The following is a 25,152-nucleotide window of genomic DNA, read 5'->3' as shown; positions in this document are numbered from 1 at the left end:
CTTCGATCCCGATCAAGCGACGCCATGCAACCGAATCCCTTCAAACTCGAACGATACTTCGCGCGACATGAATTCACCGCGCGCCACTTGCTGTGCAGTTCCGATCCCGAATCGATGTCGATCGGCGAATTGCTCGCGTACGAACCCGGCGCGATCGACGGATTGAGCGATACGTGGCTCGGCTATACCGAGTATCCCGGCGCGCCCGCGCTGCGACGCGAGCTCGCGACGCTGTACGAGCACATCGACGCGGACGACATCATCGTGCACACGGGCGCGCAGGAAGCCATCTATTCGTTCATGCACACGATGCTCGCGCCGGGCGATCACATGATCGTGCATATGCCGGGCTATCAGTCGCACTATTCGGTGGCCGAGGCGATGGGCGTGAGTGTGTCGCCGTGGAAAGCGCGCGAGGAGGCGGGCTGGGCGCTCGATCCGGACGAACTCGAAACGCTCGTCACGCCCGCCACGCGCGCGCTCGTGATCTGCGCGCCGCACAATCCGACCGGCTATCTGCCGTCGCGCGACGTGTTCGATGCGATCGTCGCGTTCGCGCGCAGGCATGGGCTGTGGCTCTTCAGCGACGAGGTGTATCGCGGTCTGGAGCACGATCCCGCCGATCGCCTGCCCGCTGCGTGCGACGTGTACGAGCGCGCGATTTCACTCGGCGCGCTTTCGAAGACGCATGGGCTCGCGGGGCTTCGCCTCGGCTGGATCGCGACGAAGAGCGCGCAGGTGCTCGAACGCATGAGCACGTTCAAGGACTATCTCACCATCAGCAACAGCGCGCCGAGCGAGTATCTCTCGGCGATCGCGGTGCGCCATACCGATGCGCTCATCGAACGCAATGTGTCGATCGTGCGCGCCAATCTGCGCGTGCTCGACGATTTCTTCGCACGTCACGCGGATCGCTTCGAATGGCATCGTCCGCGCGCGGGCACCATCGGCTTCGTGCGTCTGAAACGCGGGCACGCCGAACAGTTCTGTTCCGAACTGCTCGAACGCACCGGCGTGCTGCTACTGCCTTCGACGCTCATCGATCACGGCGACGCGCATGTGCGCCTCGGTTTCGGCCGACGCAACATGCCCGAGGTCGTCGGGCTTCTCGACGCTTATCTGGAAGCGACCGCCACGAGCACCGCATCCTGACGATACGCGGCCGGATACATCTGCTTCAGATTTGCTACTTTCGGCAGATCGTTGATCGCGATATACGGGCTTTCCGGATGCTCCGTCAGGTAGTTCTGGTGATAGCCTTCGGCCGGATAAAAGCCCTTGTAGTCTTCGACCTTCGTGACGATCTTGCCGCTGTACACGTGGGCCTTGTCGAGCTGCGCGATATACGAATCGGCGATCTCACGTTGCGCCGTGTTTGTCGGAAACACCGCCGAACGATATTGCGTGCCGTGATCCGGGCCTTGATAGTTCAGCTCCGTCGGGTTGTGCGCGACGGAGAAGAAGATCTGCAAGAGCTTGCCGTAAGAGACCTGCGCCGGATCATAGGTGATGCGCACCGACTCCGCGTGACCCGTGTCGCCTTCGCTGACGCGATCGTATTGCGCGGTGTCGGCCGCGCCGCCCGCATAACCCGACATCACTTCCTTCACGCCGCGCACGTGCTGAAACACGCCTTGCACGCCCCAGAAGCAACCGCCCGCGAACACGGCGGTTTCCGTATGCACCGCGCCCGCGGTTTCGTCGTGCACGGGCGGCGGAATCTTCACGGCGGCCTCGCTCGAATGCGCGACGCGCTGCAATGCGAACGCGCCCGCGAACAGCACGGCCACGCTCGCGGCCTTGAACGTTTTGCTGGTGGTCTTGAACATCTTTGCTCCTCGATGAGTCTCGTTCAACCGAACGTGAACGCGTACGCTTCGACCCCGGGGTCGAGAAATTCGATCGTGAACGTGCGATCCGCGACGGTGCCCGTCTGACGCACGAGTTGATAAAGGCGCTGCTCGGTCACAGTGCCGCTTCCGTCGGCCTGCACGTCGCTGCCGTGTGAAGCGCCCGGCGCTGCACCATCGATGCTCACGCGAAAGCGCACGGGCTTGCCGTCCTTCGACGGTCCGAGCACGAGATGCAGGTCGCGCGCATGAAAGCGATAGACGATGCGGCCCTTCGTGCCTTCGAGCGTCGCATGTTCCGCGCCGACTTTCCACGGGCCCGCGAGTCCCCAGTCGTTCACATCGAGCGCTTTCGGCGCGGCATAGTCGTGGAGGCGATCGCGCGTTTCGCCGCCCGGCGACATGAACTGCTCCGCGCGTTCGTAGCCGATATACGTCTCCGGCGAACGCATGTCCGAGTTGTCGGCCTGCATCATCGCGCCTTCGCCGATGGCATCGTCGCCGCTCTTCGACGTCATCGACATGGAAGGCGCTGCGCCGTGGCCCGCTTCGGCGAGCAGTTGCTGGATCACATGCTCGGAGTGCGCATAATCGCCTTCGCCGAAGTGGTGATAGCGGATATTGCCCTGCGCATCGATGAAATAGTGCGCCGGCCAGTACTGATTGTTCAGCGCGCGCCAGATCGCAAAGTTGTTGTCGATGGCGACAGGATAGTCGATGCCGAGATCGTGAATCGCCTGCTTCACGTTGTCGACGTTACGCTCGAATGCGAACTCCGGCGCGTGCACGCCGATCACGACGAGTCCCTGATCGCGGTACTTTTGCGCCCAGGTCTTCACATAGGGCAGCGTGCGCAGGCAGTTGATGCACGAGTACGTCCATACATCGACGAGCACGACCTTGCCACGCAACGCTTCCTTCGTGAGCGGCGGCGAGTTGAGCCATTGCACTGCGCCCTCGAGCGACGGAAGCGTGCCTTCGACGGGCAGCGGTGCGGGGTTGGCCGACTTCGGCGGCTCGGTGCTCGCGCGCATCATTGCGCCATTGTTCGCGGGCTTCGCGGACATCATCATCGCGCCATTGTTTTTATTCGAGAGCTTGTCGACGAGTTGTTGTTCGATACCGGAGGTCGCCACCGTCGATACGCGAGCGAGCACGCCGGTGTCGAGTCCGAGCGCGATCGCGACGACGCCGAGCAGCATCGCCGCGCCGATGCCGCGCCGCACCCATTCGCCCGCGCCCAGCGAGCGCTTCATCGCGGCGAACACGCGTCCGCCGATCAGCAACGCGACCGCAAGCGATGTCGCCGCGCCGGCCGCGTAGGCGAGCAGCAGGAGCGTGGTGCCGGCGCTCGCGCCGTTGAGCGCGGCACCCGTCAGCACGAGGCCCAGGATCGGGCCCGCGCACGGCGCCCACAGCAGGCCCGTCGCGATGCCGAGCACGAACGATCCGCCGAAGCTCGGCTTGCCGTCGCCGCGCTGCGCGAAGGCGGTAAGGCGATTGCCCGCGCTGACGAGCGGATGCATCACGCGCTCGGCGACGCTCGGCAAGAGCAGCGTGAGGCCGAACACCGCGAGCAGCACGATCGCGGCCCAGCGGCCGTATTGATTGGCCTGCGTGACCCAGCCGCCGCCCACGGCCGCGAGCGTCGCGACCACGGCGAACGTCAGGCCCATGCCCGCGAGCAGAGGCAGGCCGCTCTTCACGAACGGCTGGTCCGCGCGCGAGAACACGAAAGGAAGCACGGGCAGGATGCACGGACTGAGAATCGTCAGCGCGCCGCCGAGATAGGCAAGGACGATAAGCAACATGATGATGTCGGGTCGAGGTTGATCGTGGTGTGAACGCGGTTCAGGCCGCGCCCGGTGTGAAATTCATCGCGACGCCGTTCATGCAGTAGCGCAGGCCCGTGGGCTTCGGTCCGTCGTCGAAAACGTGGCCCAGATGGCCGCCGCAGCGCCGGCAATGCACTTCCGTGCGCTCGACGCCGAACGAGCCGTCGATGCGCGTCGCGACCGCATGATCGAGCGGCGCCCAGAAGCTCGGCCAGCCCGTGTGACTGTCGAACTTGGTGCGCGACGAGAACAGCGCCAGCTGGCAGCCCGCGCAACCGAACGTGCCCGCGCGATGCTCGTCGTTGAGCGGGCTGGTGTACGGCCGCTCGGTGCCTTCGCGCCGCAGCACGTCGAATTGCACCGGATTCAGCAGGCGGCGCCATTCGTCCTCGCTATGGACGATTTCGAAGCGTTCCTGCGACGGCGCTTGCGGCCCGGAACCGGCCGCGAGCGCGCGCAGGCGTCCGCCCAGCGCGAACGCGGCGGCGGCGGCCGCGGTGCCCGTCAGGAGAAAGCGGCGGCGGGTTTGCATGATGCGTGCCTCGTTTTCGAGTGGAATGCCTGCATCGTAGTCGCGCGCGCATCCCCGAGTCCTCACCGAAAGTTAAATTAAATGTGATACTTCGGCGCGCGCTTTTCTGCACAATGGCACAGTCGCCGGTCCATTTCTTCTATGGACAGGGCGAGCATCATTCGACATTCGCTCATGGATCATCCGAAACGCATTCTGATCGTCGAAGACGACATGCATATCGCCGATGTGCTGAGTCTCAACCTGCGCGACGAGCGCTACGAAGTCGTGCATAGCGCCGATGGCGCCGAAGGCTTGCGCCTGCTGGAGCAGGGCGGCTGGGACGCGCTGATTCTCGATCTGATGCTGCCCGGCGTCGATGGCCTCGAAATCTGCCGCCGCGCGCGGGCGATGACGCGCTACACGCCGATCATCATCACGAGCGCGCGTTCGAGCGAGGTGCATCGCATACTCGGTCTCGAACTCGGCGCGGACGACTATCTCGCGAAGCCGTTCTCGGTGCTCGAACTCGTCGCGCGCGTGAAGGCGTTGCTGCGGCGCGTCGATGCGGTGGCGAAGGACTCGCGGCTCGATACGGGGCGCATCGAGGTCGCGGGCATCGCGATCGATCCGCTCGCGCGCGAAGCATGGGTCGATGGCGCGCGCATCGAGCTCACGCCACGCGAATTCGATCTGCTGTATCACTTCGCGCGTCATCCGGGCAAGGTGTTCTCGCGCATGGATCTGCTCAATGCGGTGTGGGGCTATCGGCATGAAGGCTACGAGCACACCGTCAACACGCACATCAACCGGCTGCGCGCGAAAGTGGAGAAGGATGCCGCCGATCCGAAGCGCATTCTCACGGTATGGGGCCACGGCTACAAGCTCGCGGCGCAATCGCCCGAAGGCAAGGACGCCGCGCCGTGAAGCTCACGCTGTCTCAACGGCTCTTCGCGGTGTTTTGCGTGCTGCTGCTCGCGTGCTGCGGCGCGTCGGCGTGGCTGCAGATCCGCGCGAGCGATCTGCGCGAGAAGGAGGTCATCCAGAGCCTCTCGCGCGGGCTCGCGGCGCACATCGCCCATGACGGCGCACTCGCCGATGTGAACGATTTCGACGCGCCCGCCGTACGGCGTCTCTTCAGTCAGTTGATGGTGGTGAATCCGAGCGTCGAGGTCTATCTGCTCGATGACACGGGCCGCGTGCGCGCCGACGATGCGCCGCCTGGGCACGTGAAGCGCGATCGCGTCGATCTCGCGCCGGTGCGTCAATTTCTCGATGGCGCTCCCTTGCCGATCCTGGGCGACGATCCGCGCAGCGACGACAAGCGCAAGGTGTTCAGCGCCGCGCCGCTCGCCGCGCCCGGCAAACCGCCGTTCGGATATGTCTATGTCGTGCTGCTCGGCGAGGAGCATGACGCACTCGCGGCGAAGGCATCGGCGAGCGCGGTGTTGCGGACCACGCTCGCATCGATGGGCCTCGTCACCTTGCTCGGGCTCGTCGCGGGCGTGGTCGCGTTCGGGCTCGTCACGCGGCCGCTGCGACGGCTCACCGAAGCGATGCGCAAATTCGACGCGCGCGGCGCGCCCACAGAACCGCCATTGCCGTCGATGCAAAGAGCGAGCGCAACCGACGTGCGCGAGAACGAACGCGACGAGATCGTCGTGCTCGAAAGCGCGTTTGCGCAGATGGCCGAGCGCATCGGCGAGCAATGGCGCGCGCTTGGGCGACAGGATCGCGAGCGCCGCGAGATGGTCGCGAATATCTCGCATGATCTGCGCACGCCGCTGTCGTCGCTGCATGGCTATCTGGAAACGCTGTCGCTCAAATCGGACACGCTTCCCGATACCGACCGGCGCCGTTATCTGTCGATCGCGCTTGCTCAGAGCGCGAAGGTCGGTCATCTCGCGCAGTCGTTGTTCGAGCTCGCGAAGCTCGAACACGGCATGGTCGCGCCGGAAGCCGAGCCGTTCTCGCTGACCGATCTCGTGCAGGACGTCTTCGAGAAGTTCGAGTTGTCCGCGCAGTCACGAGGCGTGCACCTGAATGCGCAGATCGCGCCGCGCTTGCCGAGTGTCGTGGCGGATCTCGGCATGATCGAACGCGTGCTTACGAATCTGCTCGACAACGCGATTCGTCACACGCCCGCGCAAGGCACGGTGGACGTGACGCTGGCACATGGGCGCGAGCATGCCGGTCGCGTCGAAGTCACGGTCAGCGACACAGGCACAGGCATTCCGCCCGCAATGCGGGAAGCGTTGTTCCAGCGTCCGTTCGCTTCAGGCGGCGCGCATCGTGGCGGGCTCGGCTTGCTCATCGTGCAACGCATGCTGCAACTGCACGGCAGCCAGATTCGCATGATCGATACAGAAGGCGCGGGCACGACGTTTCGCTTCGACTTGCCCGCCGCGGTCGCGCAGACCGGCGACGGCGCGCCGCACGCTCACGGATGGCGCGGATAAAAAAAAGCCCGACATTCCTGCCGGGCTGAATGGGATGGTCATCGCCTGCGCCTGATCGCGCCGTTGGAATGCGCGTGCGGCGTTGCCCGGTCTGACCATCCGCGTGGACGTTCGAGTGAAAGCCGATTCGCAGCGGGCTGCAAGGCAGCGGTATCGAACCACAATGCTGTCGGCGTCATGTGAGATGTTTTAGGCTCATAGCCTTAAACCAGTCTTAAGGACTGTGCCGTGCGTGGGCTCGTGCATCCGGGAGCCAGGCAAGACAAGACAATCGTTGCGCATTCGCTTAAGTGCGTTCACTAAAGCGGCTTAATCGTTTCTTTAGCGTTGCTTGCCGCAGCATTGCGAATACGCCAGGCTCGAAACTACGCCGAATGACAGCCACGTGAAAAAGCGCGGCGTTCTTCCATGCGGAAACTTTCCTTGGTTTCCCGCAATATGTTTGCTAGCATGTAATCGGGTCACAGCCGCCACGTGAGCTTTCGGTCAAAAGTACGGCGCTGTGGCGTGGGATTCAATAGGGCCCATCGAGGCCAATTATGAGTAAAGCGCCCAAGATTGGCGCTTGCTATTGTATTGCCCGTACCAGTGTATTTCATCAGTCCACTGCTGCGCAGGCGGCCGTGTGGCCTCGTGCGGGACGTCGCAGTGCATTGCTCAATATCTGATAAGCATCGACGTTTAATGTATTTCGCATTCTTGGCTACTTGCTCTGTTTCTTTTAGCGCGGGAAATAAAACGCTTCGTTTTATAAAACGAATTTAGCCGAAGTTTCAAAGACAGTGTGCTTTAGCGTAGCTGCGTCGTGCAACACATTTATAAAGATGCACACGAAGCGACGTCGCGCAGTGGCGAGCGTCGCGCATATCTCTTGGCGTCGCAGGTGATTTCCAGGCAACCGGTTACCGTCATCGATTTTTAGTGACGGTGGAATGTCGCACGCATACGATCCGCGCACAATGCGGGAGGACATGTGGAAACGGAACTCAGTCAACGGCTTGCGAAAGCGTTATGGCGTTGTGCATCGCACGGGCACGTGCTGACCTACCAGCGTTTTCATGCGCAATGCGACAAGAGCGTGCCTTTGCCCCAGCGCTATGCCGCGCTCGAATCGGCGATCAAAACGCTCGGCGATGTAAGCAACCTCGACTACGGCGTGCTCATGGCGCTCGACAACGGCTTGCCGGGCGCGGAGTTCTTCCAGCGCTATCTGCGTTATCGTCATGGGGAATACGTGATGCAGATGGGCGATCCGAAATATCAACGCCAGACGCTCGCGCGCAAGCGTACGCTCGTCGCGCGCGAACGCGATCGCGTGTATGCCCATGCACGTACCGTGGAGGAGGAAAGGGCCAGGCAGGCGGCATAGCCGGAATCATGCTTCGGCCTCGTCCGCTTCTCCGAGGCCGGCCTGCGCCAGCACCCAGTCGCAGAAGCATTTCACTTTTTCGACATCGCGTTCCTTGACGCGATAGGAAAGAAAGTGCGTCTCCTTGGCGAGCGGCGCGAACACACCCGCGCCCAGCTCGATCAGATCGCCGCGCGCAAGCTCGCGCTCGGCGAGGCGCGTCGTTTCCAGCGCGACGCCCATGCCATCCACCGCCGCCGATATCGCGAGCGCCGCACGGTCGAACGAAGGGCGCGGCCCGCGCGGCATTTCGAGGCCGTTGAGCGCGAACCATCCCGGCCATGTCACGCGGCTCAATTGCGAGTCGATCAGCGTCATCCTCGCGATCTGTTCCGCGGCCGGCACGTCGTCCTTCAACAGCGAAGGCGAACACATCGGGATGATGCGCTCCGTTCCCAACGCGCGCGAGACGACACCCGGGCGATCATGCGCAAAGCCATACGAGATGGCGACATCGACCTCACGCGCGCGGGCGAGATCGGCGGGCTCCGCATCCGATGACAAACGGATCGTCACGTTCGGATGCATCTGCATGAATTCAGGCAGACGCGGCCCGAGCCATTTCACCGCGAAGCTCGGCGCGCAGTGAACGGCGAGCACTTGCGCGAGCGGATCGAGCGTCACTTCGGCGCATGCGGCTTCGATCACATCGAACACACGTCCGAGGCTCTCATGCAGGCGCCGGCCTTCGGATGTCGTCTCCACACGCCGGTTGCGCCGATGAAAAAGCGGCCTGCCGAAATACTGTTCGAGTTCCTTCACCTGATGGCTGATCGCCGATTGCGTGAGATGAAGCTCGCTTGCGGCAAGCGTGAAGCTTTCGAGCCGCGCGGCGGCTTCGAACGCGCGTAGGAGGACGAAGTTAGGGATGCGCCTCATGGAAACACCTTATGCATGAGCCTTCGTCATGGTTCTATGAACAGGCATCGTTTGTCTTTCGGGTGTGAGGTGACGAACATGTGAGCGATCAAGACGCATCACATAACCAGGAGACAGAGCATGAGTTCCCACAGTCCGGTTGCGTATCTGACGGGCGACGAGTCGTCCACGTATGCGAAAGTGACATGGCGTCTGCTGCCATTTCTTTTCGTCTGCTATCTCTGCGCGTATCTCGATCGCATCAACGTGAGCTTCGCCAAGCTGCAGATGCTCAACGACCTGCATTTCAGCGAGGCCGTCTATGGCGCGGGCGCGGGCGTGTTCTTCGTCGGTTATCTGCTGTTCGAAGTGCCGAGCAATCTCATTCTGTTGCGTGTCGGCGCGCGGCGCTGGATCGCGCGCATCATGGTGACGTGGGGCATCATCTCGGCGGGCATGATGTTCGTCACCACGCCGACGAGCTTCTATATCATGCGCTTTCTGCTGGGCGTTGCCGAAGCGGGCTTCATTCCCGCGATCCTGCTTTATCTCACCTACTGGTTTCCCGCGTCGCGCAGAAGCAAGGTCACGGCGCTTTTCATGACAGGCATTCCGATGTCCGGCGTGGTCGGCGGTCCGCTGTCGGGCTGGATCATGACGCATATGAGCGGCGCGCACGGCATAGCGGGGTGGCAATGGCTCTTCCTGCTCGAAGGCATTCCGACAGCGATCTTCGGCGTGGTGGCGTACTTCTATCTCGACGACAAAGTGGCCGATGCGAAGTGGCTCAGCGATTCGCAAAAGGCCATGCTCGAAGCCAATCTGCGCGACGAAAAGCCCGCCCATGCGCTGCATTCCGTGCGCGACGGCCTGCTGCATCCGAAGGTGCTGTTGCTCTCCGTGACTTACTTCTTCTTCACGATGGGCCTCTATGGCGTGAGCTTCTGGCTGCCGACGCTCGTGAAGGCGAGCGGCGTCACCGATCCGCTCAATATCGGCTTGCTCGCGGCGATTCCCTATGCAGCGGGCGCGATTGCGATGCTCGCGGTCGGCCATAGCTCCGACAAACATGGCGAGCGCCGCTGGCATCTGGCGGGCGCGGGTTTCGTCGGCGCGATCGGACTGTATCTGAGCGTGATCTATGCGCACTCGACGCTCTTCGGCATGATCGGCCTCACGCTCGCGACGATGGGCGTCGTCACGACCATCTCGCAGTTCTGGGTCCTGCCGCCCGCGATTCTCAGCGGTGGCGCGGCGGCTGCGGGCCTGGCGCTCGCGAATTCCGTCGGCAGCATTTCGGGCGTCGTGAGTCCGTGGGTCATCGGCGTGATCCAGACGCATTCGGGCTCGACCGGCAGCGGCGTGCTGGGTCTCGCGGCGAGCTGCGTGATCGGGAGTCTGCTCGTGTTCGCCGTGCCGGCCGCGCTCGTGAACAGCCGCCGCCGCAACGATTGAAGAACGCGCGCAGGGAAGGACGGCCCCGTGAAAGCGGGGCCGTTGGTCTGTCATCACGTGGCGCCCGCGTCCCGGTCGCGCTGTTCGCTCAGCACGAGGCCGAGCCGTTCGACGAGATTCTTGCGCGCATTGGCGGTATGCAGATCGGTGAGTTCGGCGGCGCGCTGTCCGTCGCCTTCGGAGATGGCGGTCGCGATGGCCGCGTGTTCGTCCCAGATCGATTTGCGTTGTCCCGATGCTTGCAGTACAGCGCCCATCACGCGGCGCAGATGGACCCAGTGTGTCTGCGCGGTCTCGGCGATCAAAGGATTGCCCGACGCGGCATAGATCGCGTTGTGGAAGGCCATGTCGGCGTCGATCATCGCTTTCACGTCGTCGCTCTTCGACGCGCGCCGGCCGTTGGCGATGATCGATTTGTCGATCTTCGCACCGCGTTCGGCGGCAAGACGCGCGGCGAGCGAATCGAGCGCGCCGCGAATCTCATAGAGATGACTGATCCACGCGGGATCAAGCGGGGTCACGAGCAGACCGCGCCCGGGAGCATCGACGACGAGGCCGTCTTTCTTTAAAAGACGCAGCGCCTGAAGAACGGGGGAGCGCGAGACGGCGAGCTGCTCGGCGATCTCTTCCTGCGTGATGCGCGCGCCGGGCGCAAGCGAACCGGAGCTGATGGCGTCGAGCAGCACCTTGTAGACCTCGTCCACGTAGTCGGTGCGAGCCTGAAGCTTGAGAAGTTTGGCGGGCATGATATCGGCCGTAATTTCTGGATACAGAATACGGCAAGGTTACAGCGCGCCAGTGCGGCGCGTCAACGCGCATCGTTGCAGCACGTGATCGCATTCAGGTTTACCCATAGAGACAAGGCCGTTTCACGTCGCTAATCTTTGTATACAGAGTTCGGAGTTCGGTAACCGAAATACAGGACTCAGGCATCAATTCATTCAACCCCACTCGAAACAGGATCTCCCATGACCATCAAATCGGACAAGCTGGAAGGACAGAAGAGCAGCGGCGGCCCGGCCGCGACAGTCAAGAAGCTGGTGCCGTATGGCGGTTACTACGTGAACAAGGTGCCGGGCCACGATCCGGAACTGACGGAAACCGGCCCGGGCACGCCGATGGGCGAATACATGCGCGCCTTCTGGCATCCGGTCTGCATGTCGATCGAGCTGACCGACACGCCGCGCTTTCTCAAGATCCTCAACGAAGAACTGGTGGCGTTCCGCGACGGCAGCGGGCGGGTCGGCCTGTTGCATGCGCATTGCGCGCATCGCGGCGCATCGCTCGAATACGGCGCGATTCAGGAGCGCGGCATCATGTGCTGCTATCACGGCATGGTGTTCGACGTGGACGGCGCATGCCTGCATGTGCCTTTTCCGAAAGGCGAGGAGAAGGAGGCCGAAAAATACGCGTGTTCCATTCGTCAGGGCGCGTATAAAGCGGTCGAGCGGCACGGTCTCGTGTTCGCATATATGGGGCCGCCGGAGAACGAGCCGCCGTTTCCCGAGTGGGAAGGCGATTACACGGTGATGCCCGGCGACGAGCTCGTGCCCTATAGCAACTTCCAGCATTGCAATTGGCTGCAAGTACAAGACAACGCCGCCGATAACTTTCATCCGACCGCATTGCATGCGGCAAAGAACGTGGTGAAAGGGCAATTCCAAGGCACGACATTCGATGAAGTCGGCGCAGCGTCGATGGAAGTGGCACCCGACATGCACTTCCAGCCGGTCCAGCAAGGCCGCAGCCTCGCGTGCGCGGGTGCGCGCCGCGTCAACAAGGACCGTTTGTTCATTCGCGTTCAGCATCAGGTGCTGCCGAATCTGAGCCTGCATGCTTATACGTCGGAAGACGGCTCGAAGAAAAAGCTCTTCAGCCGCTTCCATATCATTCGCTGGACGGTTCCTGTCGACGATGAAAACAGCAAGATGATCGGCTGGCGCGTGATGGGTCCGGGCATCGATACGCGCGGCGTCGGCAAGAAGGAACTGGTGGGTTACGAATCGATCGACTTTCTCGACGGCCAGGTCGCGATGCGCCGTCCCGAGCGCTTCGGCGATCACACGATCGAGGACATCGTGCCGATTCCGTCGAATCATCGCGAGCGCGCGAACTACAAGCAGGCCCAGTACGCGCCCGGCGACTATGAGGCGATCATCAGTCAGAGGCCGATCGCGGTGCATGCACTGGAAAATCCGACGAAATTCGATGCCGGTGTCTTCGTGTTTCGCAAGATGCTGCGCGATGCATTGCGCGGCTCGAACCCGGCCGCATCCGCGCAAAATTTCGCGGAATGGTTTCGCGAGAACGCGGGCGCGCCGAACAGCTTCTGCTCCGGCAACGTGTTCGAGATTCCCGAAGGCGAAACCGTCGAGGAAGAAGTGGTGCGCCGCCGCAAGGTGACCAAGCAGATCGTCGCGATTCTCGCGGAAAGCGAGCAGTTCAAGGGCGAGGCGCGCGCCGCATTCGTACGCGAGCGCTTCGAGGAACTCGAGCAATCGATGAAGCAATAACGCGGGCGACGCGCGGGCGCATGGCGCGCTCGCGATGCCGGAACATCGATTCGAGGAAATACGATCATGTCGACACAACCCATCTCAACTGATGCGCATGAGCACACTTTGAAACTGCTCGTGCGTCAGGTCCGGTTCGAAGGCCGGGGCATCAATTCATATGAACTCGTCGATCCTGAAGGCGCGCAATTGCCGTCTTTCACGGCGGGCGCGCATATCGACATTCATCTCGCGGACGGCGTCGTGCGGCAATATTCGATCTGCAATGCGCCGCGCGAACGACATCGCTATGTGATTGCAGTATTGCGCGATGAGCGCGGACGCGGCGGATCGAAGGCGCTTCACGATCAATTGCGCGTGCAGGATATCGTGCGCGTGAGCCGGCCGCGCAATAACTTTCATCTCGTCGACGGCGCGCGCCGCGTGTTGTTGATAGCGGGCGGCATCGGCGTCACGCCGTTGAAGGCGATGGCGCATGAACTCGACGACGCGGGTATCGATTACGAAATGCATTACTGCGCGAAAGATGCGCGCAGCGCTGCGTTTGCCGAGGAATTCGAGCTGATGCGCGCGAGTGGACGCCTGCATTTTCACTTCGATGGCGGCGATCCTTCGGCGGGCCTCGATATCCGCGATCTGCTGAACACGCCGCGCGAAGGCGAGCACGTCTACTACTGCGGTCCGGGCGGCTTCATGAAAGCGTGCGCGGATGCGGCGCAGCATTGGCCGACGGGCACCCTGCACTTCGAGCACTTCAATGCCCCTGAACGCGCTCCTGGCGAGCAGGCCGCCAACGATGCAAGCGATAGCTTCATCGTGCGTATCGCGAGTACGGGACAGGAGATCGAAGTCACAAAAGACGAGAGCATTGCCGAAGCGCTGGCCGGGGCGGGCGTGGCGATGGAGACGTCATGCTGCGCAGGCCTGTGTGGAACATGCAAGGTGCGCTATCTGCAGGGCGAGGTCGAGCACAACGACTGCATCATGAGCGACGAAGAGAAGGCCGAATTTCTCACCGCGTGCGTATCGCGTGCGACGAGCAAGCTGCTCGTTCTCGATCTCTGATCAACTGAATGGACCGACGACGAGGTCGGTCAACTCGACGTCATGCCGGCAAATCTTTTGAAGCGCAATGAGCGGCAGCAAACACAGGCTATGCCTTTCGCGCCAAGACATAGTTCGTTTGCACATATTCGCCCTGCCAGACAGCGTTACGCAGGAGCCGCTTAATATAATCGTCTCGATACCTCGACACGAGGATGAGATCGAATGAGACCGGTTGTATTCGGGAACCGCTTCGGATGGCTGCATCCGGGAAGTGGCACACGTGGCGTGGTGCTCTGCAACACGTATGGCCACGAATACGTATGGACATACAGCGGCATGCGCCGTCTCGCGGATGCATTGTCCGCGCGCGGCATCTGGGTGTTGCGCTTCGACTACCGAGGCACGGGCGATTCGGCGGGCGCCGATCTCGCACCTGATCAGTTCGAATCGTCGGTAGAAGATATCAACGCGGCCGTCGATTGGTTCAGGACATCCGCAGGCATCGAGCATGTCACGTTGTGCGGCTTTCGCGTCGGTGCGGCATTCGCGCTGACTGCGGCATTGCGACAGCCCGTCGACGAACTCGTGCTGCTCGCGCCCGTTGCGAGCGGCCGCGTATATATGCGCGAGCTGGGCATCGTTCGCAAGACATGGCTCGAATTGCTTGCACCGCCTTTGCGTCAAATACAGCAAGACGATGTATCCCTGAACGTGCTTGGCCAGGTCTATAGCAAGGCGTTCGCCGACTCGCTGAAGGCGATCGATCTCGTCGCGAGTATGAACGGCGCAACATCGGCGCCTGCGCGTCGTGCCTTGATCATGAACGTCAAGACCGGCGGCAAGGATCCGTTGCGCGACGGTTTCGCTGACAAGGGCGTCGAAGCGGAGGCACGCCCGTTCGAGGACTTGACCGGATTCATTCAGGAAACCGCCTTCAACGCATTGCCCCGCGTTGCTTTCGCCGAGGTCGTCGCGTGGATCGCGGGCGGCGCTGCGCCGGTTTCGCAAGCGGCGTCCACGGTCGATGCAGATGGCTGGCCCGCGCTGCGGATCGACACGCCCGAGGCGATCGAACGTCCGGTGCGTATCGGCGACGAAGGGCTTTTCGGCATCTTGTGCGAGCCGCGCACGGGCTCGTCGCGCGGGCCGGTCTATCTGATCGCGAATACATCGGCGAGCGCGCGTGTGGGCGATAGCAGGTTATCGGTGCGCATCGCGCGCGAGCTTGCACGACGCGGCGTGGCATCGCTGCGTTTCGATGCGCGCGGTCGCGGCGATAGCCCGGCCGCGCCCGGCGAGGTGCAATCGGATACGGCATTCGGCCGCATCTACAACCAGATCGCCACCGACGACACCGCGGCCGCGGCACGCTGGCTCGCGAGGCAAGGCTATAAGTCGATCTTCGCGTTCGGCGTCTGCTCCGGCGCATATCACGCGCTCAAGGCGGCGGTCGTCGAAAAAGCGATCAACGGCGTCGTCACGGTGAATCTGCCGACGTTCAAGCGGCCAGCGGACATCACGCCCGATGGCTTGCGTCGATCGACGCGCAATTCGATGGCGGGTTATGCGTTCTCTATGCTCGATCCGCAGAAATGGAAAGCTATCCTGCGCGGCGAAAAGCAATTGACGCGTGTACTGCGCTTTATGCTCGGCTATGCGATGACGCGCGTGCGTTCACGTATCGTCGATGTTCTGAGGCTCGATCGCCTGAGCCAGACGCCGCCCGAACTCGCGACCGAGCCCGGTGCGGTCATGCGCGCGCTCGATGCGAAAGGCGTGAAGACGGTGCTCGTCTATGGCGCCTACGATGCGGGCATGGATTTGATTGCCGCGCACTTCGGCAAGCAGGGCGCGCGACTGTCGCGTTATCCATCGGTCCGCATGATCGTATATCCGAATCTCGATCATTCGCTCTTCATGACCGCCGGTTCGACGCAGGTCGTCGCGCTGTGCGAGCGCATCGCGAAGGAATCGAATTCACCCGTCGCCGATCCGGCTCTCCCGCGCAGGGAACCCGTGGTGCTGTGATTCGCGGCACCGACGTCAGCGAGTTCGCCCCGTCTTGGGTATCCTTCGATACTGGAACCCGCCCCTTCGCGGGCAGTGTCCCATCGGGAATCCATGTCAGCGGAGTTCGAACGGCGCAATGCGTCGCGCGAACCGCTCAACACAATGCACAGGAGTCTGGCGATGTCGATTGAAAAGGTTCTATACCGTGCGCATGCTCATGTCACCGGCGGACGCGATGGCCGCGCAACCGTGCCCGAAAGCAATCTGGATCTCAGGCTGACGACGCCGAAAGAACTCGGCGGCGGCGGCGGCGATGGCACGAATCCCGAGCAACTCTTCGCCGCGGGTTATAGCGCGTGCTTCATTGGCGCGATCAAGTTCGTCGCCGCGCGCGACAAGATCACGCTGCCGAAAGACGTGGCGGTAGACGGCAGCGTGGGAATTGGACAAATCCCGAACGGCTTCGGCATCGAGGTCGAACTGAAGATCTCGCTGCCGGGCATGGATCGAAGCGAGGCGCAGGCCTTGGTCGACAAGGCACACATCGTGTGTCCTTATTCGAACGCGACGCGCAATAACATCGATGTCAAATTGACGCTGGCATAAGCATATCGAGCGTTCGAGCGTTCTTTTCAACGAACGCTCGAACGCAGGTCACCATGTTTCACGCATTACCATCAGGCGCGTTTCGGTCATGTCCTCGATCGCATAGCGAATTCCTTCCCGGCCGAGGCCCGAATCTTTCACGCCGCCATAAGGCATGTTATCGACACGGAAAGAAGGCACATCGTTGATCACGACGCCGCCAACTTCAAGCGAGTCCCAGGCCTCGTGCGCATGCGCGAGCGAATCCGTAAAAATACCCGCCTGCAAGCCAAAATCGCTGTCGTTGACGGTATTGAGTGCGTCCTCGAAATCATCGAACTTTTCGAGGATCGCGACAGGCCCGAACGCTTCCTTGCGATAAAGATCCGAATCTCGTCCGACATTTTCCAGAAGCGTCGCTTCGAACATCGCGCCTTCCACCTTGCCGCCCGCGATGATTTTCGCGCCTGCCGCCACCGCGCTTTCCATCCAGCCGGCGAGCCGTTTCGATTCCGACTCGGAAATCATCGGTCCGACGAAGGTTTTCTCGTCCTTGGGATCGCCCATTCTGAGCGACTTTGTTTTCACGATCAGCCGTTCACGCACGGCATCGTATAGCGACGCGTGCACGAGAATTCGCTGCACCCCAATGCAACTTTGCCCGGATTGATAGAAAGCGCCGAACGCGAGCCGGTCGACGACATAGTCGAGGTTGCCGCCCTGATCGCTATCGACGATCGCGGCGGCATTTCCGCCGAGTTCCAGAATGACTTTCTTCTTGCCTGCTTTAGCCTTCAGATCCCAGCCGACAGCGGGCGAACCGGTAAAGGAGAGAAGCTTGAAGCGCTCGTCGGTCGTGAACAGATCGGCGCCGTCGCGATGGGCCGGCAGTATCGAGAACGCGCCTTTGGGCAGATCCGTTTCCGCGAGCACTTCACCGATGATCAACGCACCGATAGGCGTGCGGCTCGCGGGCTTCATGACGAACGGCACGCCGGCGGCGATCGCAGGCGCGACCTTGTGCGCGGCAAGATTCAAAGGGAAATTGAAAGGCGAAATGAAGGAACAAGGGCCAATCGGCACGCGTTTTACATAGCCGTGATAACCCTTGGCGCGCGGCGAGATTTCCAGATTCAGTATTTCCCCGTCGATGCGAACCGACTCTTCGGCCGCGACTTTGAACGTATCGATGAGACGCGTGACTTCGCCGCGTGAATCGTTGATCGGCTTGCCGGCTTCGATGCACAAGGCCATTGCCATTTCATCGGCTCGCTCGCGAAAACGCTTCACGCAATGCTCCAGTACGGCCTGTCGTTTGAACGGAGGAAAGGCGCGCATCTCGGGCATCGCGGCGACCGCAAGGCCGATCGCCTTGTCGATGGCTTCTGCATCGGCGAGCGCGACGCGCGTCGCGACTTCACCGCTGAACTTGTCGGTCACCGCCAGATCGGTATTGGCGGCAACCGGCTCGTTGGCGAGGTAATACGGGTAAGTTGACTTCAGCATGAACGCTCTCCTGTCGGGATGCGTTGTCGATATATCAGTCAGATTACCGCTTAAATGCAGTACGTGCAGGCGAGCAGGTGATGCGGAATGAGATAGCATGCGAACGGAATCGAACGAAGCGTGCCGTCACGCTTCACATATCCGACATGCGGAGGAAACGATGCTGACATCTGGAATCGATCACGTGGGACTCACCGTGCGCAATCTCGACGCGACGCGAGACTTCTTCGTTCAATGTCTCGGCTGGCAGATCGCCGGCGAGCGGCCCGACTATCCGGCCGTGTTCGTATCGGACGGAAAGTTGCTGGTTACGCTATGGCAGGTGAAAGACGAAGCGGCGCCAATAGCATTCGACCGGCGAAAGAATATCGGGCTTCATCATCTGGCGTTGCGCGCAGCGGATGAAGCCGCGCTCGCGACAATTCTCGAACGCGTGTCGGCGTGGCCTGGCGTGACGGTTGAATTCGCGCCGGAACAGCTAGGAGCAGGGCCGAAACGCCATATGATGATTTACGAACCGGGCGGTATTCGGATCGAATTCGATTTCGATCCCCGCGCTTGAATCAGACACGACTGCAAGCGAACGGCGGAGTCGTCAACGAACTCCGCCGTTTGCGGATTCACTGTCAGGCGATCAAAAATGGCGTGCGGTCTTCGATGGACGCGAGCCATGCCGGTGCGCGCCCGCGACCGCTCCACGTTGCGCCTGATTGCGGATCGCGATAAAGCGCGGGTTGAGGACCGCGCGGTTGACCCTTTCCGTTGCGCTTGGCCGTAGCTTGCGCCTTTCCTTTAGCCTTCTTTGCTGGCGCACTCGCGCCCACCGCGAACTTGCTGCGGTCCTTGGCATTGGCGATCCAGCCGGGTGCGCGTCCACGGCCGCTCCAGGTCGCGCCGGTTTTCGGATCCTGATAAGCGACGGTGCTTTGCTTTTTTGCCGCGGGCGATCGACCTGGTTTCTTGCGAGTACCCGAATACTTTTCGATGTCCGAGATGGTCAATCCGTGGCTCGACATCAATTCATGAATCTTTCGCAGCACGCTTTCGGATTCTTTGGCGACGAGCGCATCGGCTTTCGCTTGAAGTGCTTCGATACGTGCCTGAATACTTTCTAGCGTTGACATGATTTACCTCTAATAGATTGTCGTTTGAACTATGCCACGTACATGCGCGACGCGCTAGAGGAGATTCGTGTTAATACATGGCAAATCAGATTCGACAAACGCGCTTTAGGGGATAAGTGGCGCGACACACATTGCGAATTTCATTGCTTTCCAGTCAAGAAATCCCAAAGCTGCTTTCAATACCTTTCTTTAAAGCGCCAGCCCTGCGAGTTCTTTGAGTGCAATGCCGAGGATCGATCAAACGATCGCAATGATCGCAATGATCGCCAGGTCACTCGGTTCGTCATCGACCCTGTCGAACCGGCAGACTTCATCGGAAGTGATGCGTGCGATCATTAATCATCATTTTACATGAGGTCGCCCGGCACCTATCTTGTCAATAACAGCAAAAAAACGCAGCCGGCGACCGCCGGACATGCGACATAACGTTCTGAAGATAGGAGACACTGTGATGACCTCGCTTTCCAGCCAGGACCTCTGGCTGACCCCCGCCTTTAAACGGCTCGTTTCCCGTCGTCGCAGATTCGTTGCGCGCCTGACGCTCGGCACGCTGGTGCCTTACTACGCCTTCGTTCTGGTGGCCGGGTTCGCGCCGAAACTGCTCTCGGCAAAGATGTTTGGCGCGAGCGTCATCACGACCGGTTGGACGATCGGCGTATTGCTCATTGCAGGAACGTGGCTCCTCACGGGTCTTTACATCCATCGCGCGAACGGAGAATTCGACGCGCTCACCAACGAAATCCTGAACGGAGGCGCGCAATGAATCGTCGCGTCCCCAAGGGCATAGGCTTGCTGAGCGCATGCGCCACGCAATCCGCTCTCGCCGCACCCGAAGCGATCGGTCACGTGCAAAGGCAGCCGCTGAATCTCACGGCAATTTCAATGTTCCTCGTTTTCGTCGTTGCAACGCTCGCTATAACGTGCTGGTCGGCATCGAAGACGCGTTCCATGAAGGATTTCTATAACGCCGGAGGAACGATCACCGGCTTTCAGAACGGTCTTGCGCTTGCGGGCGATTACATGTCGGCGGCGGCACTGCTCGGTCTCACGAGCATGATCTTCTTCAACGGTTATGACGGCATGATTTACGCGGTGAGCTTCTTCGTCGCATGGCCGCTCTTGATGTTTCTGTTCGCGGAAAGGATCAGGAATCTCGGGCAGGTCACCATCGCCGACATCGCGTCATTCCGCCTCGATCAGCGAAGAATCCGGACGATGACAGCATTCGGTTCGCTCACCGTCGTCTGTTTCTATCTCGTGGTTCAGATGGTCGGGGCAGGGCAGCTCATTCAACTTCTTTTCGGCCTCAGTTATGACCAGGCGATCGTGATCGTCGGTGCGTTGATGGCTATCTATGTCACGTTCGGCGGCATGGTAGCGACGACGTGGGTGCAGATCATCAAGGCCGTGCTGATGCTCTTTGGCGCGACATTGCTTGCATTCCTGGCGCTTCGGCAATTCGGCTTCTCGCTCGATACGATGTTCGAGCAGGCGATTAAAACGCACAAGAACGGCATCGGCATCATGCTGCCGAGCAAGCTCGTCGCCGATCCGTTCGCCATGCTTTCATTGTCGGTCGGTCTCGTATTCGGCACGTCGGGATTACCTCATATCCTCATGCGCTTCTTTACCGTGCGCGATGCGAAGGAGGCGCGCAAGTCGGTGTTCGTCGCGACAGGCTTCATCGGCTATTTCTTTCTCGTGGTCGCGTTGCTCGGCGTGGCGTCGATCGCGATCGTCGGACGCAATCCGCTCTTTTATGAGGGCCGTGTAGTCGGCGGGAAACTGATCGGCGGTTCCAACATGCCCGTGATGCATCTCGCGAAGGCGCTCGGCGGCGATCCGGCACTGGGCTTTCTATCCGCCGTCGCATTCGCGACGATTCTCGCTGTCGTGGCCGGCCTCACGATGGCGGGCACGTCCGCGATCTCTCATGATCTCTACGCGATGGTCTACAAGAAGAACCAGGCCACACCGGAAAGCGAAAAGCGCGTTTCGCGCGTGGCGTCGATAGGCATTGCATTCGTCGCCATTGTGCTTGGCATGGTCTTCAAGGATCAGAACGTGGCGTTTCTCGTCGCCCTGACGTTCAGCATCGCGGCTTCCGTCAATTTCCCTGTGCTGACGCTTGCTATCTACTGGAAAGGACTGACCACGCGTGGCGCGCTGATCGGCGGGATCGCCGGGCTCGTGAGCGCGATTTCGCTCGTCGTGTTATCGCCCGCCGTGTGGGTCAAGGTGCTGGGGCACGCGGCGCCGGTCTTTCCTTACGACTACCCGGCGATCATTTCGATGAGCATCGCGTTCTTTTTCATGTGGCTGGGCTCGGTCACGGACCGCCGCGCGCAGGCCAACGAAGAACGACAAAGATTTCACGACCAGTTCGTTCGTGCTCAGACCGGCATCGGCGCGTCGGGCGCGGTGAGTCATTGATCCTCGAAAGGAGTTGCCATGAGCCACGTTCAGCAAGATGTCACATCGGCACAACCGATACGTTTCAAGTTCAAAGATAACGGCCTCGGGTTTTCGGCGATCACGATCGCGCTTCACTGGATGATCGCGTTGCTCGTGCTGTCGATCATCGCATCGAAAATCGTCGGGCTGGTCGAGCCTGCAAGCGAGTCCGCGCGATTCGTCAATCTGTGCGGGACGCTGTTGTTTCCGCTATCGGTCTATCGGTTCTGGGCGCGCATCACGTCGTGGCATCCGTTGCCCGTCGGCACGCCCAATCCCGTGGAAGTGATCGCGAGCCGATCGGTTGCCGTCGCGCTGGCTTTGGCGATGGTGCTGCTGCCAATCGCCGCGTGGCTCGGGAAATCGAGCGCGGGCGTGCCGATCGAGTTGCCGGGCGGATTCACCGTGCCGCCGCTCATGAGCCCGCATGCGGCCGCCGCGCATATTTTCAGCGTGCTCTTCGATATCGGCGCGGGCGCATTCATGTGCGGGCTCGTCCTTCATATGTTCGGTGCTTTCAAGAACCACTTCGTGTTGAAAAACGATTCTCTCAAGCGAATGCTTGGCAAGCATGTGGAGCTTTGAACCATGACTGCAATCAATCGAAAAGGACAGGCGAACGGAATTGCCGCGCTTTGCGGCGTCAGATATCCGATCTTCCTTGCGGGCATGGCGGCGATCTCCGGTCCCGCGCTCGTCGCCTCAGTTGCAAACGCCGGCGGCATGGGCACGATAGGCGGGCTGAGGTTGCCGCCGCTCGCACTGCGCCGCTGGATCAACGAAACGAGAGCCCTCACGGATAAGCCATTCGGTGTGAATCTCGTGCCCTCGTTCGGCGGACCGGATGTATTCGAGGCGCAATTTCAGGTTGTGCTGGAAGAAAAGCCGAAGATGCTTTCGCTCTTTTATGCGGAAAGTTATCCAGATATGATCCAGCGCGCGAAAGACGCGGGGATGATCGTGATGGTTCAGGTCGGTTCGGTCGAACTGGCGCGCCGCGCCATCGCCAATGGCGCGGATATCGTCACCGCGCAGGGCAGCGAAAGCGGCGGGCATCTGAATCGCGGGACGATCGGCTTGCTGTCCTTGTTGCCGGGAATACTTTCCATGGCGGGAGACATTCCCGTGCTGGCGGCCGGCGGCATCACGAATAGAGACGACGTAGAAACCGTGATGAGCATGGGCGCGTCGGGCGTGCTGGTCGGCACGGCGTTCGTGGCCTGCGAAGAATCCAACGCGCATCCGCTTTACAAGCAGAAGATCATCGAAGCGACCGTCGACGATACCGAATACCGCACCGGCTATTCGTTCGGCTGGAAATACGGCACGCCGCACCGGGTTATGCCGAACCGGGACAGATGGAATCTGCTGCGATTCATCGGCGGCGGCGCACGGGTCATCGACAAGCCGAAAATGGCGCGGAAGTTATCGCTCTATGCGGGGCAGGGTGTGGGCAAGATCGATCGTGTCATGCCGGCTGCGGAGCGTGTGGCCGAACTTGCCGAGGGTCTGATGTTCGAGCCCGAGGAAGCATTGCAGCTTCGTTACGCGTGATCGAACGTGACTGCGCCCACGATGCAATTCGGGCGCGGTCATTCTCACTCATACGCTTGCGTTATCCGCAAGCGAAAGCTCGGATTCGACATTCGATGCCTGGGATCCGTTGCTGAACTGCTCATGCGTCAGCGCGAGCAATGCTGATAAAGCGGGCGTCACCACCGCGTCCTGATTGCGAATAAAGACGGTGGTCACATTGGCGAATGCGGATGGCAATTCGTGGCATCGAACGGAGCGCCGGCTGCCATGACGTTCGACCACTGCCTTCGGCAAAAGCGTGATGCCCATTCCCGCTGCGACACAGGACATGATTCCGTCGAGCGTGCCCAATTCCATGACTTGTCCCGGAATGAGACCCGACTGATAAAACCATTGTTCGAGCGTCGAACGATAAAAGCAGCCAGTTCTGAACACGAGCACCGTTTGCCGCGACATTGCTTCAACAAGCTGATCCAGCGAGCGGAACTGGACGCTGCTCAGCAACGCGAGTTCTTCGCGAAAGACTTCTTCCTGATGCAACGCGGCGTTCTGATGAAAGCCGCCGACGAAAGCGCCATCGAGCCGATGATTCTCTACTGCTTTAATGAGCTCGCTGGTCGTGCCGGTAATGAGCGAAAGCTGAACTTGCGGATACTTCTTGTGATATTTGGCGAGCACTTTCGGCAAGCGAATAGCCGCGGTGGTTTCCATCGAACCGAGACGCAGCGGCCCCTTCGGTGTGGTCGCGTCGAGCATCGCGCTGCGGCTTTCGTCCATCAGTTGCAACACGCGCCGCGCATAACCGAGAAACGTGTGGCCGGCGGATGTCAGCATGACGCCGCCTTTCGAACGCACGAACAATTGCTGGCCGAGTTCGCTTTCCAGTTCTTTGATGCGCATCGTGACATTCGACTGAACATTGTGCACTTTCTCTGCCGCCGCGGTGAAGCTGCCGGTTTCAGCCACGGCGCAAAAGATTTTCAAGTGTCGCAGTTCCATCGATACGCCCCTTTAATCATCACGAATGATGAAGCATCAGCGCTTCCATTCTGATCGATGATAGGGGGAGTGTAAAGCAATCCGCGCGCTGCGATTCAGCTTCCGCGATAGGTGCCGAAACTCCACGGCGAACATAGAAGCGGCACGTGATAGTGCTGCGCCGCATCGGAAAGCGTGAAACGCACCGGCACAACATCCGCGAATACATCGGGCGTCTTGAAGTAATCCGCTACCCAGAAGCGCAGTTCGAAATCGCCTGCACGCGCTTGTGCGGCGGGCAGGATCGGCGAGTCCGTGCGTCCGTCGCGATTGGTGCGCGTGCGCGCGAGCAGCGTCGGCGGCTGGGTGGCGACGTCGAACAATTCGATCTGCATGCCGGCAGCGGGCTGGCCGAGCGCGACGTCGAGTACATGGGTGGTGATGCCTGCGGCCATGATGTGTCTTCTCCTGATCTCGCGTTTCGTTTTGCGCTTTGTTCAACTGCCGCGGTAGTAGTTATAACTCCACGGTCCGAATAATACCGGCAGGTGAATGCGCTGATTGATATCGATGATCCGAAAGCGCAGCGGGATCTTCGAGAGAAACATCGGCTGCGGCAGATTCGCCTTGCCCGCGGCGAAGTATTCGTCCGCATGCAGCAAGAGCTCATACGTGCCCGCGCGATAGGTATCGCCGATCAAGAGCGGCGGCTCGCTGCGGCCGCTCGCTGCAAGCGTGATCGTTTGCAGAAGCTTCGAGCGTCCGTCTTCGATCGCGAACAAGTCCACGCGCATGCCGGCGGCGGGCGTGCCGTGCCACGTGTCGAGGCCGTGCATCGTGAGGCGCGGGCTCAGGCCATCCTGTTGCACCGGACCCGTCGTCTGGTTCGGTGCGGGCGACGTTGGGGCATCGGCGGCAATTGCGGTCTTCGCCATCAACATGCTGCCGCCCAACGCGACCGATTGCAGGGCAAAGCGGCGGCGGCTCACATCGAAAGCCGGGGAAGTGTCTTTGTCGCGCATG

The 25,152-nt window shown here is 61.0% G+C and carries 24 protein-coding genes; 14 read left to right on the top strand and 10 right to left on the bottom strand.

Annotation, left to right across the window (positions count from 1 at the left end; genetic code table 11):
* Positions 1-24: 24 nt before the first annotated feature.
* The gene (locus tag PQR08_RS22695; protein ID WP_250484685.1) at positions 25-1,152 is read left to right on the top strand and encodes an aminotransferase class I/II-fold pyridoxal phosphate-dependent enzyme; all 1,128 of its coding nucleotides are present in this window, start codon (positions 25-27) and stop codon (positions 1,150-1,152) included.
* Here the strand turns inward: PQR08_RS22695 and msrA are convergent.
* The 3 genes from msrA to msrB are packed head-to-tail and all read right to left on the bottom strand — an operon-like array spanning position 1,116 to position 4,217.
* Positions 1,116-1,829: a peptide-methionine (S)-S-oxide reductase MsrA gene (msrA, locus tag PQR08_RS22690; protein ID WP_250484684.1), complete on the bottom strand. Its 714-nt coding sequence runs from the start codon at positions 1,827-1,829 to the stop codon at positions 1,116-1,118. The genes PQR08_RS22695 and msrA overlap by 37 nt on opposite strands.
* A 23-nt stretch (positions 1,830-1,852) precedes the next feature.
* Entirely contained in the window at positions 1,853-3,661 is a 1,809-nt protein-coding gene (locus tag PQR08_RS22685) for a cytochrome c biogenesis protein DipZ (RefSeq protein ID WP_250484683.1), read from the bottom strand.
* A 40-nt stretch (positions 3,662-3,701) separates the two neighbouring features.
* On the bottom strand, positions 3,702-4,217 hold the full coding sequence (msrB, locus tag PQR08_RS22680; RefSeq protein WP_250484682.1) for a peptide-methionine (R)-S-oxide reductase MsrB: 516 nt from the start codon (positions 4,215-4,217) through the stop codon (positions 3,702-3,704).
* A 174-nt stretch (positions 4,218-4,391) separates the two neighbouring features.
* Here msrB and PQR08_RS22675 point away from each other — a divergent pair, with 174 nt between their 5' ends.
* From PQR08_RS22675 to PQR08_RS22665, 3 genes are all read left to right on the top strand, one after another.
* Positions 4,392-5,123 (top strand): response regulator transcription factor, encoded by a 732-nt coding sequence (locus tag PQR08_RS22675; RefSeq protein ID WP_035501843.1) that lies wholly within the window; start codon positions 4,392-4,394, stop codon positions 5,121-5,123.
* On the top strand, positions 5,120-6,655 hold the full coding sequence (locus PQR08_RS22670) for a sensor histidine kinase (protein WP_250484681.1): 1,536 nt from the start codon (positions 5,120-5,122) through the stop codon (positions 6,653-6,655). Before PQR08_RS22675 ends, PQR08_RS22670 begins: the two co-directional genes overlap by 4 nt.
* Positions 6,656-7,628: 973 nt before the next feature.
* Complete coding sequence (locus tag PQR08_RS22665; RefSeq protein WP_238291648.1) at positions 7,629-8,024, top strand: hypothetical protein; 396 nt, start codon at positions 7,629-7,631, stop codon at positions 8,022-8,024.
* Positions 8,025-8,030: 6 nt separating this feature from the next.
* Here PQR08_RS22665 and PQR08_RS22660 read toward each other — a convergent pair whose 3' ends face one another.
* Positions 8,031-8,942: a LysR substrate-binding domain-containing protein gene (locus PQR08_RS22660; protein ID WP_250484680.1), complete on the bottom strand. Its 912-nt coding sequence runs from the start codon at positions 8,940-8,942 to the stop codon at positions 8,031-8,033.
* A 120-nt stretch (positions 8,943-9,062) separates the two neighbouring features.
* Between PQR08_RS22660 and PQR08_RS22655 the strand changes: the two genes are divergently transcribed.
* Positions 9,063-10,376 carry an MFS transporter gene (locus PQR08_RS22655; protein WP_250484679.1) on the top strand — a complete coding sequence of 438 codons (1,314 nt, stop codon included), beginning with the start codon at positions 9,063-9,065 and terminating at the stop codon, positions 10,374-10,376.
* Positions 10,377-10,429: 53 nt separating this feature from the next.
* Here the strand turns inward: PQR08_RS22655 and PQR08_RS22650 are convergent, their stop codons facing one another.
* Entirely contained in the window at positions 10,430-11,122 is a 693-nt protein-coding gene (locus tag PQR08_RS22650; RefSeq protein WP_250484678.1) for a GntR family transcriptional regulator, read from the bottom strand.
* Between the two features lie 222 nt (positions 11,123-11,344).
* Between PQR08_RS22650 and PQR08_RS22645 the strand changes: the two genes are divergently transcribed.
* The 4 genes from PQR08_RS22645 (at position 11,345) to PQR08_RS22630 (ending at position 16,552) form a co-directional block, all read left to right on the top strand.
* Complete coding sequence (locus tag PQR08_RS22645; protein WP_238213893.1) at positions 11,345-12,889, top strand: Rieske 2Fe-2S domain-containing protein; 1,545 nt, start codon at positions 11,345-11,347, stop codon at positions 12,887-12,889.
* Between the two features lie 66 nt (positions 12,890-12,955).
* The gene (locus PQR08_RS22640; protein ID WP_250484677.1) at positions 12,956-13,954 is read left to right on the top strand and encodes a PDR/VanB family oxidoreductase; all 999 of its coding nucleotides are present in this window, start codon (positions 12,956-12,958) and stop codon (positions 13,952-13,954) included.
* 204 nt (positions 13,955-14,158) lie between these two features.
* Positions 14,159-15,964 (top strand): alpha/beta fold hydrolase, encoded by a 1,806-nt coding sequence (locus PQR08_RS22635; protein WP_250484676.1) that lies wholly within the window; start codon positions 14,159-14,161, stop codon positions 15,962-15,964.
* A gap of 162 nt (positions 15,965-16,126) precedes the next feature.
* Positions 16,127-16,552: an organic hydroperoxide resistance protein gene (locus PQR08_RS22630; RefSeq protein WP_035501996.1), complete on the top strand. Its 426-nt coding sequence runs from the start codon at positions 16,127-16,129 to the stop codon at positions 16,550-16,552.
* A 48-nt stretch (positions 16,553-16,600) separates the two neighbouring features.
* Here PQR08_RS22630 and PQR08_RS22625 read toward each other — a convergent pair whose 3' ends face one another.
* On the bottom strand, positions 16,601-18,037 hold the full coding sequence (locus PQR08_RS22625; protein WP_250484675.1) for an aldehyde dehydrogenase family protein: 1,437 nt from the start codon (positions 18,035-18,037) through the stop codon (positions 16,601-16,603).
* A gap of 160 nt (positions 18,038-18,197) precedes the next feature.
* Between PQR08_RS22625 and PQR08_RS22620 the strand changes: the two genes are divergently transcribed.
* Positions 18,198-18,599, top strand: coding sequence for a VOC family protein (locus PQR08_RS22620; RefSeq protein ID WP_250484674.1), 402 nt, complete (start codon positions 18,198-18,200; stop codon positions 18,597-18,599).
* Between the two features lie 64 nt (positions 18,600-18,663).
* On the opposite strand, the gene PQR08_RS22615 is transcribed toward PQR08_RS22620, so the two are convergent.
* Complete coding sequence (locus PQR08_RS22615; protein ID WP_250484719.1) at positions 18,664-19,038, bottom strand: H-NS family nucleoid-associated regulatory protein; 375 nt, start codon at positions 19,036-19,038, stop codon at positions 18,664-18,666.
* Positions 19,039-19,612: 574 nt separating this feature from the next.
* Here PQR08_RS22615 and PQR08_RS22610 point away from each other — a divergent pair.
* From PQR08_RS22610 to PQR08_RS22595, 4 genes are read left to right on the top strand one after another with little or no spacing between them, the layout of a single operon-like run.
* On the top strand, positions 19,613-19,924 hold the full coding sequence (locus PQR08_RS22610) for a DUF485 domain-containing protein (RefSeq protein ID WP_250484673.1): 312 nt from the start codon (positions 19,613-19,615) through the stop codon (positions 19,922-19,924).
* Entirely contained in the window at positions 19,921-21,594 is a 1,674-nt protein-coding gene (locus PQR08_RS22605) for a cation acetate symporter (protein WP_408162348.1), read from the top strand. Before PQR08_RS22610 ends, PQR08_RS22605 begins: the two co-directional genes overlap by 4 nt.
* Positions 21,595-21,612: 18 nt before the next feature.
* Positions 21,613-22,200, top strand: a complete 588-nt coding sequence (locus tag PQR08_RS22600; protein WP_250484671.1) for a cytochrome b — start codon at positions 21,613-21,615, stop codon at positions 22,198-22,200.
* A gap of 3 nt (positions 22,201-22,203) precedes the next feature.
* A complete protein-coding gene (locus tag PQR08_RS22595) occupies positions 22,204-23,169 on the top strand; it encodes an NAD(P)H-dependent flavin oxidoreductase (RefSeq protein WP_250484670.1) in 966 nt (321 codons plus the stop codon).
* Positions 23,170-23,217: 48 nt separating this feature from the next.
* Here the strand turns inward: PQR08_RS22595 and PQR08_RS22590 are convergent, their stop codons facing one another.
* The 3 genes from PQR08_RS22590 to PQR08_RS22580 all read right to left on the bottom strand — a co-directional run bounded on the left by PQR08_RS22590 (position 23,218) and on the right by PQR08_RS22580 (position 25,151).
* Positions 23,218-24,150, bottom strand: a complete 933-nt coding sequence (locus PQR08_RS22590) for a LysR family transcriptional regulator (RefSeq protein ID WP_250484669.1) — start codon at positions 24,148-24,150, stop codon at positions 23,218-23,220.
* A gap of 95 nt (positions 24,151-24,245) precedes the next feature.
* On the bottom strand, positions 24,246-24,584 hold the full coding sequence (gene uraH, locus PQR08_RS22585) for a hydroxyisourate hydrolase (protein ID WP_035501861.1): 339 nt from the start codon (positions 24,582-24,584) through the stop codon (positions 24,246-24,248).
* 42 nt (positions 24,585-24,626) lie between these two features.
* Complete coding sequence (locus PQR08_RS22580) at positions 24,627-25,151, bottom strand: hydroxyisourate hydrolase (protein ID WP_250484668.1); 525 nt, start codon at positions 25,149-25,151, stop codon at positions 24,627-24,629.
* Position 25,152 lies beyond the last annotated feature (1 nt).

The organism is Caballeronia jiangsuensis (assembly GCF_046030135.1).
In the GTDB taxonomy this organism is placed as follows: domain Bacteria; phylum Pseudomonadota; class Gammaproteobacteria; order Burkholderiales; family Burkholderiaceae; genus Caballeronia; species Caballeronia jiangsuensis.
This window is presented reverse-complemented; position numbering and strand designations above follow the sequence as displayed.

Coding starts and splice junctions, on each gene's coding strand:
- PQR08_RS22605 (WP_408162348.1), top strand. CDS start 19,921: ATGAATCGTCGCGTCCCCAAGGGCATAGGCTTGCTGAGCGCATGCGCC.
- PQR08_RS22695 (WP_250484685.1), top strand. CDS start 25: ATGCAACCGAATCCCTTCAAACTCGAACGATACTTCGCGCGACATGAA.
- PQR08_RS22685 (WP_250484683.1), bottom strand. CDS start 3,661: ATGTTGCTTATCGTCCTTGCCTATCTCGGCGGCGCGCTGACGATTCTC.
- PQR08_RS22620 (WP_250484674.1), top strand. CDS start 18,198: ATGCTGACATCTGGAATCGATCACGTGGGACTCACCGTGCGCAATCTC.
- PQR08_RS22600 (WP_250484671.1), top strand. CDS start 21,613: ATGAGCCACGTTCAGCAAGATGTCACATCGGCACAACCGATACGTTTC.
- PQR08_RS22645 (WP_238213893.1), top strand. CDS start 11,345: ATGACCATCAAATCGGACAAGCTGGAAGGACAGAAGAGCAGCGGCGGC.
- uraH (WP_035501861.1), bottom strand. CDS start 24,584: ATGGCCGCAGGCATCACCACCCATGTACTCGACGTCGCGCTCGGCCAG.
- msrA (WP_250484684.1), bottom strand. CDS start 1,829: ATGTTCAAGACCACCAGCAAAACGTTCAAGGCCGCGAGCGTGGCCGTG.
- PQR08_RS22595 (WP_250484670.1), top strand. CDS start 22,204: ATGACTGCAATCAATCGAAAAGGACAGGCGAACGGAATTGCCGCGCTT.
- PQR08_RS22660 (WP_250484680.1), bottom strand. CDS start 8,942: ATGAGGCGCATCCCTAACTTCGTCCTCCTACGCGCGTTCGAAGCCGCC.
- PQR08_RS22655 (WP_250484679.1), top strand. CDS start 9,063: ATGAGTTCCCACAGTCCGGTTGCGTATCTGACGGGCGACGAGTCGTCC.
- PQR08_RS22625 (WP_250484675.1), bottom strand. CDS start 18,037: ATGCTGAAGTCAACTTACCCGTATTACCTCGCCAACGAGCCGGTTGCC.
- PQR08_RS22590 (WP_250484669.1), bottom strand. CDS start 24,150: ATGGAACTGCGACACTTGAAAATCTTTTGCGCCGTGGCTGAAACCGGC.
- PQR08_RS22640 (WP_250484677.1), top strand. CDS start 12,956: ATGTCGACACAACCCATCTCAACTGATGCGCATGAGCACACTTTGAAA.
- PQR08_RS22635 (WP_250484676.1), top strand. CDS start 14,159: ATGAGACCGGTTGTATTCGGGAACCGCTTCGGATGGCTGCATCCGGGA.
- msrB (WP_250484682.1), bottom strand. CDS start 4,217: ATGCAAACCCGCCGCCGCTTTCTCCTGACGGGCACCGCGGCCGCCGCC.
- PQR08_RS22650 (WP_250484678.1), bottom strand. CDS start 11,122: ATGCCCGCCAAACTTCTCAAGCTTCAGGCTCGCACCGACTACGTGGAC.
- PQR08_RS22580 (WP_250484668.1), bottom strand. CDS start 25,151: ATGCGCGACAAAGACACTTCCCCGGCTTTCGATGTGAGCCGCCGCCGC.
- PQR08_RS22675 (WP_035501843.1), top strand. CDS start 4,392: ATGGATCATCCGAAACGCATTCTGATCGTCGAAGACGACATGCATATC.
- PQR08_RS22610 (WP_250484673.1), top strand. CDS start 19,613: ATGACCTCGCTTTCCAGCCAGGACCTCTGGCTGACCCCCGCCTTTAAA.
- PQR08_RS22630 (WP_035501996.1), top strand. CDS start 16,127: ATGTCGATTGAAAAGGTTCTATACCGTGCGCATGCTCATGTCACCGGC.